This window comes from Streptomyces sp. SID14436 (assembly GCF_010548465.1).
Classification (GTDB): domain Bacteria; phylum Actinomycetota; class Actinomycetes; order Streptomycetales; family Streptomycetaceae; genus Streptomyces.
Genome location: NZ_JAAGMD010000874.1, coordinates 1 through 12,508 on the forward strand (window position 1 = coordinate 1; position 12,508 = coordinate 12,508).

At 72.0% G+C, this 12,508-nt stretch carries 7 protein-coding genes and 2 pseudogenes; 6 read left to right on the top strand and 3 right to left on the bottom strand.

All coding sequences use genetic code 11. The annotated features are described in order from the left end of the window. The 3 genes and pseudogenes from G3I53_RS32135 to G3I53_RS32145 all read right to left on the bottom strand — a co-directional run. The coding region (locus tag G3I53_RS32135; protein ID WP_203617559.1) for a PucR family transcriptional regulator ligand-binding domain-containing protein at nt 1–1,097 on the bottom strand (1,097 nt) is incomplete at its 3' end. 64 nt (nt 1,098–1,161) lie between these two features. Next, nucleotides 1,162–2,543, bottom strand: a pseudogene (locus tag G3I53_RS32140) (FAD-binding oxidoreductase). Nucleotides 2,544–2,640: 97 nt separating this feature from the next. Continuing rightward, complete coding sequence (locus tag G3I53_RS32145; RefSeq protein ID WP_164338078.1) at nt 2,641–4,443, bottom strand: glycoside hydrolase family 15 protein; 1,803 nt, start codon at nt 4,441–4,443, stop codon at nt 2,641–2,643. A gap of 465 nt (nt 4,444–4,908) precedes the next feature. On the opposite strand from G3I53_RS32145, the gene G3I53_RS32150 reads away from it, so the two are divergent. The 6 genes and pseudogenes from G3I53_RS32150 to G3I53_RS34635 all read left to right on the top strand — a co-directional run. Beyond that, a complete protein-coding gene (locus tag G3I53_RS32150; RefSeq protein ID WP_164338079.1) occupies nt 4,909–6,576 on the top strand; it encodes a CTP synthase in 1,668 nt (555 codons plus the stop codon). 109 nt (nt 6,577–6,685) lie between these two features. Next, nucleotides 6,686–7,312: an NUDIX hydrolase gene (locus tag G3I53_RS32155; protein WP_164338076.1), complete on the top strand. Its 627-nt coding sequence runs from the start codon at nt 6,686–6,688 to the stop codon at nt 7,310–7,312. A gap of 164 nt (nt 7,313–7,476) precedes the next feature. Then, the gene (locus tag G3I53_RS32160; protein ID WP_164439029.1) at nt 7,477–9,549 is read left to right on the top strand and encodes a tetratricopeptide repeat protein; all 2,073 of its coding nucleotides are present in this window, start codon (nt 7,477–7,479) and stop codon (nt 9,547–9,549) included. Between the two features lie 127 nt (nt 9,550–9,676). After that, the gene (ald, locus tag G3I53_RS32165; RefSeq protein ID WP_164334295.1) at nt 9,677–10,792 is read left to right on the top strand and encodes an alanine dehydrogenase; all 1,116 of its coding nucleotides are present in this window, start codon (nt 9,677–9,679) and stop codon (nt 10,790–10,792) included. Between the two features lie 424 nt (nt 10,793–11,216). Beyond that, nucleotides 11,217–12,344: a ParA family protein gene (locus tag G3I53_RS32170; RefSeq protein WP_164334293.1), complete on the top strand. Its 1,128-nt coding sequence runs from the start codon at nt 11,217–11,219 to the stop codon at nt 12,342–12,344. Continuing rightward, nucleotides 12,329–12,508 (top strand): annotated as a pseudogene (locus tag G3I53_RS34635) (hypothetical protein); the annotation flags it as partial. The gene G3I53_RS32170 and the pseudogene G3I53_RS34635, both read left to right, overlap by 16 nt.

The following is a 12,508-nucleotide window of genomic DNA, read 5'->3' on the forward strand; positions in this document are numbered from 1 at the left end:
TCCACCGGCCGCACCCCGAGCAGCACCGGCACCCCGAGCGAGGCCAGCTCCTCGGCGACCGCCCGGGCCAGCACCGCCCAGCCGCCCCCGTGCGGGGCCAGGGCGTCGCCCAGCCGCATCACCACTGGCAGCAGGGGACCGCCGCCCGGCTTGAAGCCCAGGACCCGCGCCTGCGCGGGCGCGTCCTCCGGCCCCACCCGGCCCTCCGCCAGGTCGGACAGGAAGTCCCCGCGCCCGCGGGCCGCCAGCTCCTCCTCCTGGCGGGCCTGCATCAGCACCACGGCGAGGATGTCGGCCGTGCGCTCCGCCGCCATGCGGTGCACCGGCGCCGTGGGACCGCACACCGGCAGCAGCACCAGCCGCGCCCGCACACCGCCGCTGCCCGGGCCGCCGCCGGGCACGTCGACCAGGACCGAACCGGCCGGCGGGTCGTCCTGGTGGCGATCCCGCAGCCCCTCCCACACCTGGAGCGGGTCGGCGCCCTCGGGGCCCTCCCCGGCCGCGTACAGCAGCTGACCGTCGCCCGTCTCCAGGAACACCGGGTTGCCGGTGAACCCGCCCAGGATCTGCAGCACCTGCGGCACCCCGCCGCCGCTCAGCAGCGCCTCGGTGCAGCGCCGGTGCACCTCGTCGGCGCGCTGGAGCAGCGCGTAGTGGCCGTTGACGATCTCGGTGTGGATCTCCTCCGTCACCGTCACGAACGGCACCTGTCGGTGCAGTTGGACCAGCGGCAGCTCCGCCGCGCGGGCGGTGTCCACCAGGGCCGCGGGCAGCCGGGTGAAGCGGGTGCCGAGCTCCACGACCAGGGCGGCGATGCCCCGTTCGGCCAGCGTGCGCACGAACGCCCGCTGGTCGGCGGGGCGGTTGCCCATGCCGTAGCCGGTGGTCAGCAGCAGCTCGCCGCCCTTGAGCAGCGAGGCGATGTTGGGCACCTCGCCCGCGTGCACCCAGCGCACCGTGCGCTCCAGCCCGCCGGTGCCCGCCACGACCTCGGGCAGCCCGCTGCGCAGGCCGGGCAGTTCCAGTGCCCGCCGCACGGTGATGCCGGTCTCCCGGGCCGCCCGCCCGTCGTTCCCGCTGTTCCCGCCGCTGTCCATGGACCGGACGCTACCCGCGCGGACGGTCCGCGGGCACCTCGCCGCCCGCCCGCCGGGCGTGCCGTCAGCCGGGCGGGATGTTGTGGTTGAACCGGAACACGTTGTCCGGGTCGTATCGCCGCTTCAGCTCCCGCAGCCTGCCGGTGTTCCCGGCGCCCAGACCGGCCGCCACCCGGTCCGCGCCCTCGTCGCCGATGAAGTTGAGGTAGACCGCGCCGGTGCTCCACGGCCGGACGTCGGCGCGGACGTCCCGCACCCAGCGCACGCAGCGTTCGTCGTCGGCCGGGTCCTCCCACACCCCGAACGGGTGCACCGCCCACGGGGCGTCCCGGAAGGGCACCGGGTAGTCGGCGGGGCCGTCGGCGATCGCGCCGCCCTGCGGGAACAGGGTGTGCTGCGTGCACGTCGGTGCCGGCAGCGAGGCCGCGCGGGCGCAGTACACGTCCACCAGCTCGTCGGGGAGCCCGGTCAGGTACTCGGCGGACCAGTAGTTCCGCAGGCCCGGCGGGTCGTCCAGCATGCACTGGAACTCGGCGTACGGCAGCGCGCCGACGATCTCCGCCTCGTGCGGCAGCGCCAGCAGCGGCTGCGCCAGTTTGCGCAGATCCGCCTCGCCGCCCGCGCAGGTGAGGACGACCGTGCACACCAGGTCGCCGACCAGGTGCGGCGGCACGAACTCCTCGGGCGGGGCGATGTGGTGGACGACACCGCCGCTCGCCTCCACCGGGCCGGGCTCCACCACGTCCCGGAAGGTGCGCACCGCGTCCCGGCCGAACTCCGGCCGGTACATCAGCAGGGCGAGGGAGAACTCCGGCAGTTCGTGCAGCTTCAGGGTGAGCGCGGTGGCGATGCCGAAGTTGCACCCGCCTCCGTGCAGTCCCCAGAACAGCTCCGGGTTCTCGTCGGCACTCGCGTGGACCCTGCTCGCGTCGGCGGTGACGAGTTCCACCCCGAGCAGGTTGTCCACGGCCAGGCCGAAGCAGCGGTCCAGCCAGCCGGAGCCGCCGCCCAGCACGAAGCCGCCGACGCCGGTGGTGGAGACGCGGCCGCCGGTGGTGGCGAGGCCGTGGGGCTGGGTGGCGCGGTCCAGCCGGCTCATCGTGGCCCCGCCGCCGACGCGCACCGCCTCGGCCGCGGGGTCGACGGTGACGTCGTCCATCAGCCGCAGGTCGATCACCAGGCCGCCGTCGTTGAGGGCCTGCCCGGAGACGCTGTGGCCGCCGCCGCGCACCGCGACGGGCAGGCCCAGCTCCCGGCCGAAGCGCACGGACCGCACCACGTCGTCCGCGTCGGCGCATCGCGCGATCACGGCGGGCCGCCGGTCGATCATGGCGTTGTGGACGGTCCGTGCTCGTCGTAGCCCGGGGAGTCCGGGGTGAACACCGGGCCGGTGAGTTCCTCGCGCAGCGCGGCCACCGCCGCACCCGCGTTCGAGAGGGAGGTCATGGCCGCCCCCTTCCGGAAAGTGGGGCTGCTGTCTGCCCTCAGCCTAGGCAGGTACGGCGGTGTCCTCCTGTCGGGCCGCGGGGCGGCGCGGGGCGCGTCAGCCCCCGTACGCCCCGGACGCCGTCAGGCGCAGCGCCGTGTCGATCAGCGGGACGTGGCTGAACGCCTGCGGGAAGTTGCCGACCTGGCGCTGCAGACGCGGGTCCCACTCCTCCGCGAGCAGACCGAGGTCGTTGCGCAGGTCCAGCAGCTTCTCGAACAGCCGGCGGGCCTCGTCCACCCGGCCGATCATGGCCAGGTCGTCGGCCATCCAGAACGAGACGGCGAGGAACGCGCCCTCGTCACCGGGCAGGCCGTCGACGCCCTCGTCCTTGCCCTCCGTCGGGTAGCGCAGGATGAAGCCGTCGGGCGTGGACAGCTCCCGCTGGATCGCCTCGATGGTGCCGATCACCCGCTTGTCGTCCGGCGGCAGGAAGCCCACCTGCGGGATCAGCAGCAGCGCCGCGTCCAGCTCCTTGGAGCCGTAGGACTGCGTGAAGGTGTTGCGCTCCTTGTCGTAGCCCTTGTCGCACACGTCACGGTGGATCTCGTCGCGCAGCTGCCTCCAGCGCTCCAGCGGGCCGTCCACCTCGCCGGACTCGATCAGCTTGATGGTGCGGTCCACGGCCACCCAGGCCATCACCTTGGAGTGCACGAAGTGGCGGCGCGGGCCGCGCACCTCCCAGATGCCCTCGTCGGGCTCCTGCCAGTGCTTCTCCAGGTAGTGGATCAGCTTCAGCTGCAGCAGCGAGGCGTAGTCGTTGCGCGCCAGCCCGGTCATGTGGGCCAGGTGCAGGGCCTCGGTGACCTCGCCGTAGACGTCCAGCTGGAGCTGGTGGGCGGCGCCGTTGCCGACCCGGACGGGGGCGGAGTTCTCGTAGCCGGGCAGCCAGTCCAGCTCGGCCTCGCCGAGCTCGCGCTCCCCGGCGATGCCGTACATGATCTGCAGGTTCTCCGGGTCGCCCGCCACCGCCCGCAGCAGCCACTCGCGCCAGGCGCGGGCCTCCTCCCGGTAGCCGGTGCGCAGCAGCGACGACAGGGTGATCGCGGCGTCCCGCAGCCACGTGTAGCGGTAGTCCCAGTTGCGGACCCCGCCGATGTCCTCGGGCAGGGACGTGGTGGGGGCGGCGACGATGCCGCCGGTGGGCGCGTAGGTCAGCGCCTTCAGCGTGATCAGGGAGCGGATCACGGCCTCGCGGTAGGGGCCGTGGTACGTGCAGTGGTCGACCCACTCGCGCCAGAAGTCCTCCGTGGCCTCCAGCGACTGCTCCGGCTCCGGCAGCGCCGGGGGCTCCTTGTGCGAGGGCTCCCAGGACAGGGTGAACGCCATCCGCTCGCCCGGCGCGACCGTGAAGTCCGAGTACGTCGTCAGGTCCTTGCCGTAGGTGTCCGCGGCCGTGTCGTACCAGACGGAGTCGGGCCCGGCCACGGCGACCGTGCGGCCCTCGTGGCGGTGGACCCACGGCACCACCCGGCCGTAGGAGAACCGCATCCGCAGCGCCGAGCGCATCGGCACCCGGCCGGAGACGCCCTCCACGATCCGGATCAGCTGGGGCGCGCCGTCACGCGGCGGCATGAAATCCGTCACCCGCACCGTGCCGCGCGGGGTGTCCCACTCCGACTCCAGGATCAGCGAGTCACCGCGGTAGCGGCGCCGCGTGGAGGAAGGGGGCTGCTGGTCGTCGGCGTGGGCGGGGCCGAGCCGCCAGAAGCCGTGTTCCTCGGTGCCCAGCAGACCGGCGAAGATGGCGTGGGAATCGAAGCGTGGCAGGCACAGCCAGTCCACTGTGCCGTCCCGGCAGACCAGAGCTGCGGTCTGCATGTCTCCGATGAGTGCGTAGTCTTCGATGCGCCCGGCCACGTGCAACTCCAGTCGAACGGCCACGTCACCCCGCAATGGGGCTGTCGCTTGGTGCGGTCAAGGGGGTTTGTGCAATGCGTCGTTGAGCCACGAAGCAAAGCAGTTGCTCGGCCACGGGGGCAAAGCGCCAATTGTTGCTCAACGAACTGACGAGCTCCGGTTGTTCCGGTGCGACGGACGGGGGTGGTGCCGTTCGGCCGGCCCTGCTCGGCAGCGAGTGTCCGAGCAGGATACGACGCACGTAGATGATCTGTGTGCCGCTCCGGGCAACGCGGCTGCGCCGAACGGGTGAGCAGCGGGTGAGGGACCGGTGCCGGGGTCCCGGGGGGTGCCCGTCCGTGCGCGGAGCGTGGCCGGGCGCCAGCGCCGCCGGGCGCTGTTACGCTGGTAGCCCGTGGACCGGTGGGCGAGACATCCCCCGAACCGCACCCTCCAGACCGCGACCACGGGAGCCCCGTCTTGGCCATGCCGCCCGCTGCTTTTCGAAACAGCACAGCTTCGACGACCAAGCACATCTTCGTCACCGGGGGTGTCGCCTCTTCTCTCGGCAAGGGTCTGACGGCCTCCAGCCTCGGCATGCTGCTCAAGGCCCGCGGCCTGCGTGTGGTGATGCAGAAGCTGGACCCCTACCTCAATGTCGACCCGGGCACGATGAACCCGTTCCAGCACGGTGAGGTGTTCGTCACCAACGACGGCGCCGAGACCGACCTGGACATCGGCCACTACGAGCGGTTCCTCGACCGCAACCTGGACGGCTCGGCCAACGTCACCACCGGCCAGGTCTACTCGACGGTCATCGCCAAGGAGCGGCGCGGCGAGTACCTCGGCGACACGGTGCAGGTCATCCCGCACATCACCAACGAGATCAAGCACCGCATCCGGCGCATGGCGACGGACGAGGTGGACGTCGTGATCACCGAGGTGGGCGGGACGGTCGGCGACATCGAGTCGCTGCCGTTCCTGGAGACCGTCCGCCAGGTCCGGCACGAGGTCGGCCGGGACAACGTGTTCGTGGTGCACATCTCGCTCCTGCCCTACATCGGCCCCTCGGGCGAGCTGAAGACGAAGCCCACCCAGCACTCGGTCGCGGCCCTGCGCAACATCGGTATCCAGCCGGACGCGATCGTGCTGCGCTGCGACCGGGAGGTGCCGACCGCGATCAAGCGGAAGATCTCCCTGATGTGCGACGTCGACGAGGCGGCCGTGGTCGCCTGCCCCGACGCCCGCTCCATCTACGACATCCCGAAGACCGTGCACGGCGAGGGCCTGGACGCCTACGTGGTGCGCAAGATGGACCTGCCGTTCCGGGACGTCGACTGGACGACGTGGGACGACCTGCTGGACCGCGTCCACAACCCCGACCACGAGATCACCCTCGCCCTGGTCGGCAAGTACATCGACCTGCCCGACGCCTACCTGTCGGTCACCGAGGCGCTGCGCGCGGGCGGCTTCGCCAACCGGGCCCGCGTGAAGATCAAGTGGGTCACCTCGGACGACTGCAAGACCCCGGCGGGTGCCGAGGCCCAGCTCGGGGACGTCGACGCCATCTGCATCCCCGGCGGCTTCGGCGACCGCGGGGTGCTCGGCAAGGTCGGCGCGATCAAGTACGCCCGCGAGAACCGGATCCCGCTGCTGGGCCTGTGCCTGGGCCTGCAGTGCATCGTCATCGAGGCCGCGCGCAACCTGGCCGGCATCTCCGACGCGAACTCCACCGAGTTCGACCCGGCCACCGCCCACCCGGTCATCTCCACGATGGCCGAGCAGATGGACATCGTGGCCGGTGAGGGCGACATGGGCGGCACCATGCGGCTCGGCATGTACCCGGCCAAGCTGGCCGAGGGCTCCATCGTCCGCGAGGTGTACGACGACAAGGAGTACGTCGAGGAGCGGCACCGGCACCGCTACGAGGTGAACAACGCCTACCGCGCGGAGCTGGAGAAGAAGGCGGGCATCGTCTTCTCCGGCACCTCCCCGGACGGCAAGCTGGTGGAGTACGTGGAGTACCCGCGGGACGTGCACCCCTACCTGGTCGCCACGCAGGCGCACCCGGAGCTGCGCTCGCGCCCGACCCGTCCGCACCCGCTCTTCGCGGGACTGGTGAAGGCCGCGGTGGAGCGGAAGATCTCGAAGTAACACACCCGGTTGTACGGTTGCCGGGGTGCGAACCTTCAAAAGGCGCGCACCCCGGCCCCGTTTTCACGCAGGGCACACGCGCGACCGCAGTACGTCGGGAAGGACACGCATGACGATCAAGGACACCCCGGAACAGTGGGAGGTCCGGGCGACCGCGACCCCCTTCGTGGGCAACAAGACCTCCGTGCGCACCGACGACGTGGTCATGCCCGACGGGACCGTGGTCGGCCGTGACTACCAGGTCCACCCGGGTTCCGTGGCCGTCCTCGCCCTGGACGACGCCGACCGGGTCGTGGTGCTGCGCCAGTACCGGCACCCCGTGCGCCACAAGCTGTGGGAGATCCCGGCCGGCCTGCTGGACGTGCCCGGGGAGAACCCGCTGCACGCCGCCCAGCGCGAGCTGTACGAGGAGGCGCACGTCAAGGCCGAGGACTGGCGGGTGCTCACCGACGTCTACACCACGCCCGGCGGCTGCGACGAGGCCGTGCGCATCTTCCTCGCCCGGGGGCTCTCCGAGGCCGCGGGCGACCGCTTCGAGGTCGAGCACGAGGAGGCCGACATGGAGCTCGGCCGGGTGCCCGTGGCGGACCTGGTGCGCGGGGTGCTGGCGGGCGAGCTGCACAACAACTGCCTCGTGGTGGGCGTCCTTTCGCTGGTCGCCGCGCGCGAGGGGGACGGTCTGGACGCGCTGCGTCCGGCCGAGGCGCCGTGGCCGGCGCGTCCGTTCGACGCCTGACCCGCGGCGCCGGCCCCTCTGGTGTGACGATCGGCTGATCCGATCGGGGGACGTGTGCGCCGCGCTCCGCACGGAACGTAGCAGAGCGTGAACTAGGCTCTGGAAAACGCCCGATCCGGAGTCCCGGCGGGCCTTGCGCGTGCGGTGGGACGGGAGTGTGGCCCGTGACGGATCAGGCGGTGGACACGGACGGTGTGCGCGTCACCGGGGATGCTGCCGTGCCCGACCGGTTCCTCGGCCGCACCCGCGAACTGAAGGAACTCCGCGCCGACATCGAACGGGCCGGACTCGACACCCTCTCCGGCCGCAAGGCCCCCCGCGCGCGCGTGCTGCTCATCGCGGGCCGCCCCGGCTCCGGCCGGACCACGCTCGCCGCCGAACTGGTGCGCCAGGTCGCCGACCGCTACCCCGACGGGGTGCTGCGCACCCGGCTGAGCGAACCCGACGGCACCCCCGTGCCGGTGGAGCGCGCGGCGCGCGAACTGCTCGACGCGCTTCAGGTGCCCGCCCCGGCCGGGGCCGCCGAGGACGAGCTGACCGAGGCCCTGCGCGCCGCCCTGACCGGCCGCCGCGCCGTCCTCGTGCTCGACGACGCGGCGGACGCGGAACAGGTCGACGCGCTGCTGCCGGACAGCCCCGACAGCCTGGTCGTCGCGGTGTCCGAGGGCCCGCTGACCGGGATCAGCGACGTCCGCCCCTGCACGCTCGGCGGACTCGACACCAAGTCCGCCGTGGAACTCCTCTCCCGGGCCGCCGGCTCGGTGCGGGTCACCGTCGACCCGCGGGCCGCCGAGGGCCTCGCCGAACAGTGCCAGGGCCAGCCCGCCGCCCTGGTCGTGGCGGGCGGCTGGCTCGCCGTCCGGCCCCAGGCCGCCGTCGCCGACCTCGCCAAGCAGCTGCACACCGAGACCGACGAGGGCACCCCCGTCGGCCGCGCCGTGCAGCTGGTGCACGCCGCGCTGCCCGCGCCCGCCGCCCGGACCCTGCGCCTGCTGAGCCTCGCCCCGGCCGGCCTGGCCGACCCGCACATCGCCTCCGCGCTCGCCGGCTGCTCGGTGAGCAGCGCCCGCACCACCCTGGACGACTTCGCCTCCCTCGGCCTGCTGCACCGGGTGTCCTCGCCGCTCCCGCAGTACGAGGTGCCGGGCTGCCTGCACCCCCTGCTGCGCGGGCTCGCGGAGGTCCACGAACGGCCCGCCGAGCTCCAGCTCGCCCGCGCCCGCATGCTGGAGCGCACCGTGCGCCTGCTCCAGTCGTGCCGGGCCATCACCGAGACCGACAGCCCCCGCGCCCGGGAGAAGCTGCTCGGCATGCCGCGCTCCCTGCGCTTCCCCCACCCGCGGGCCGCCGCCGACTGGCTGCGGCTGACCAGGCCCGCGCTGCTGGCCTCGGCCCGGGTGGCGGTCGGCGACGGGGAGCTGGACACCCTCGCCCGCCGCCTGATGTCCCAGCTGGTGCGGGCCATGGTGGCGCACTTCGGCACCCAGGCCGCCGCGAGCGACCTGTACGGCCTGCACGCACTGGTCCTGGACGTGGCCGAGCGGCGCGGCCTGAACCGGGAGAAGGCGGCGGCCCTGCTGAACCTGGGCGACCTGGACGCCCGGACCGGACGCACCGCCGGCGCCCTGGGCCGCTACCGGGCCGCGCTGGACGCCGCCCGCGCGGCGCGCGACCCGTACGCCACCTGCCGGGCGATGGAGTCCGTCGGCGGCGCGCACCTGGAGCTGGGCGACTACGACCGGGCCTGCGACTGGTTCGGCCGCGCCCTGACCGAGCGGCTCGCGCGCGACGAACGCGCCGAGTCCGCCCGCCTGTACGGCCGGATCGGCGCCGCCCACACCTACGCCGGCCGCTACGGCGAGGCGCAGCGGAACTGGCGGGCCGCGGTCGCCTGGTACCGCAAGAACGGCGATCTGGCAGCCCAGGCCCGGTCCTTGAGCGAGCTGGCCCGGGTGCAGGAGTACGCCGGGCGCCCGGAGGACTCGCTGCGCACCTGCCGGGAAGCGGTCGAAGGGGCCCGCCGGGCGCAGGACACGCGGCTGCAGGCCGCACTGCACCTGCGGCTCGCCGACACGCTCGAACGCCTCGGGGACCCCGCGTCCGCCGCCGTGCACCGGGGCGTGGCGGAGCGGATGCTGGGAGATGAGGCACCGCAGGACGGTTCGGCTCCGGAACAGACGGCCGGAACCTACGAAAGCGCAGAAGTTGCGTCAAAGTTTGATGCAAAAGAAGGCTAGACAGCGAGAAAACCTTCATTAAACTGGCCTAGCCGCACCGTCTTCCGCGGTCTCTCCCGGTGTGCCCCTATGGGCCCGGGTCTGTGTGTCCATGACCCTTATCTCTGAACCGAGGACCGTGATCGACGTGAAGGTCGGCATCCCCCGCGAAGTCAAGAACAACGAGTTCCGGGTGGCCATCACCCCCGCCGGAGTGCACGAACTCGTGCGCCACGGCCACCAGGTCGTCGTCGAGCGCGGCGCCGGAGCCGGCTCGTCGATCCCGGACGAGGAGTACGTCGCCGCCGGCGGGCGGATACTCGACACGGCCGACGAGGTGTGGGCCACCGCCGACCTGCTGCTGAAGGTCAAGGAGCCGGTCGCCGAGGAGTACCACCGGATGCGCCGCGGCCAGACCCTCTTCACCTACCTGCACCTGGCCGCCTCCAAGGAGTGCACCGACGCCCTGCTGGAATCCGGCACCACCGCCATCGCCTACGAGACGGTCGAACTGGCGAACCGCGCGCTGCCGCTGCTGGCGCCCATGTCCGAGGTGGCGGGCCGGCTGTCCGCCCAGGTCGGCGCCTACCACCTGATGCGGGCCAACGGCGGCCGGGGCGTGCTGCCCGGCGGCGTCCCGGGCGTGCTGGCCGGGCGGGCGGTCGTCATCGGCGGCGGCGTCTCCGGCTGGAACGCGGTGCAGATCGCCATCGGCATGGGCTTCCAGGTGACCCTGCTGGACAAGGACATCAACAAGCTCAAGGAGGCCGACAAGGTCTTCGGCACCCGCGTGCAGACCGTCGTCTCCAACTCCTTCGAGCTGGAGAAGGCGTGCCTTGAGGCCGACCTCGTCATCGGCGCGGTGCTGATCCCCGGCGCCAAGGCGCCCACGCTGGTCTCCAACGAGCTGGTCTCGCGCATGAAGCCCGGAAGTGTCCTTGTCGACATCGCGATCGACCAGGGCGGCTGCTTCGAGGACTCCCGCCCCACCACGCACGCCGAACCGACCTTCAGGGTCCACGAGTCCGTCTTCTACTGCGTCGCCAACATGCCCGGCGCGGTGCCCAACACCTCGACCTACGCGCTCACCAACGCCACGCTGCCGTACATCGTCGAACTCGCCGACCGCGGCTGGGTGGAGGCGCTGCGCCGGGACCCGGCGCTCGCCCGGGGCCTCAACACCCATGACGGCAAGGTCGTGTACCGGGAGGTCGCCGAGGCGCACGGCATGGAGCACGTCGAGCTCGCCTCCGTGCTGGTCTGAGCCCGCAGCCGCGATTCCCGGACGCTAAGTCGACCAAGTCACGCGCCGTCAAAGGCCATACGTCAACCTGCGACGTCAACGCGCCACATCCGGCCGTACCTTGTCCGACAAGGTGCGGCCGGATGTGTGTATGGTCACTTTGCGATTCCTGGACAACTCGCCTCGAACGTAACGCTTCAACCGATTCGCACACCGGTGAAACCTGCGGTGCGACGGCCGTACGCCCTTGACAGAGGGATGTTTCATTGCCGACACATCGGGCCGGGTCCGGCGGATTGTGTTGCTGTGGACGCCCGACACGCCATAGAGTCGCCAACCGTCGGCATGGTGCCACGCTGACCTGTCTAGAAGTTTCCTGGTCACCAAGGAGGTAAGACGACTTGTGAATGAGTCGACATTTACTCCCGGGGGTGGTCAACCAGGAATGCCTGCACGGGACCGGGGTCCCGCGGGGTTCGCTGCTGTCGGCTCCGTCGCTGTGCGCACCTTCGCAGCCCACCAGAGTCAGCAGACGACTCTCACTGCACACCAGAGCATGGATGGCCATCACGTGAACGCCATGGCCGGCGACGGAAGTGGCGCGTCCCACAACCAGTTCGCCGACTACGACGAACTGCCCGAGGGGCACTTCTACGATCCGGACGCCGAGTACGAGCCCGATCCCGAGTACGCGGCCACGCTCGCGCCCGACGCGGCGCGCCAGCGCCGCGAGCGCATCGGCCCGACCGGACGCCCGCTGCCGTACTTCCCGATCCCGGGCCCGCTGACCGACCACGGACCCGCGAAGATCATCGCGATGTGCAACCAGAAGGGCGGCGTCGGCAAGACCACGTCGACCATCAACCTGGGTGCCGCGCTCGCCGAGTACGGACGCCGGGTGCTGCTCGTCGACTTCGACCCGCAGGGCGCGCTGTCCGTCGGCCTCGGCGTCAACCCGATGGAACTCGACCTCACCGTCTACAACCTGCTCATGGAGCGGGGCATGGCGGCCGACGAGGTGCTGCTGAAGACCGCGGTCCCCAACATGGACCTGCTGCCCAGCAACATCGACCTCTCGGCGGCCGAGGTGCAGCTGGTGAGCGAGGTCGCCCGCGAGTCGACCCTGCAGCGGGCCCTGAAGCCGCTGCTGGACGACTACGACTACATCGTCATCGACTGCCAGCCCTCGCTCGGCCTGCTCACGGTGAACGCCCTGACGGCCGCTCACAAGGTGATCGTGCCGCTGGAGTGCGAGTTCTTCGCGCTGCGCGGAGTGGCCCTGCTGACCGAGACCATCGAGAAGGTCCAGGAGCGGCTCAACCCCGAGCTGGAGCTCGACGGGATCCTCGCCACCATGTACGACTCGCGCACGGTGCACAGCCGTGAGGTGCTCGCGCGCGTGGTCGAGGCGTTCGACGACCACGTCTACCACACGGTCATCGGGCGCACGGTCCGCTTCCCGGAGACCACGGTCGCCGGTGAGCCGATCACCACGTACGCGTCCAACTCCGTCGGCGCCGCCGCCTACCGCCAGCTCGCCAGGGAGGTGCTCGCCCGGTGTCACGCCGAGTGAGTCTGCCCGGAGCCGACGAACTCTTCCGCACGACAGGGGGGATGGCGCTCCAGGCGTCCACGCCCAGGCGCCCGGCGGGCGGTGACGCCCGCGTCCCCGCACCGGCGGGGGAGGGCGACGCGGCCGCGGCCGCCGAGGACGCGCCCCAGTCCGTGCCCGCCCAG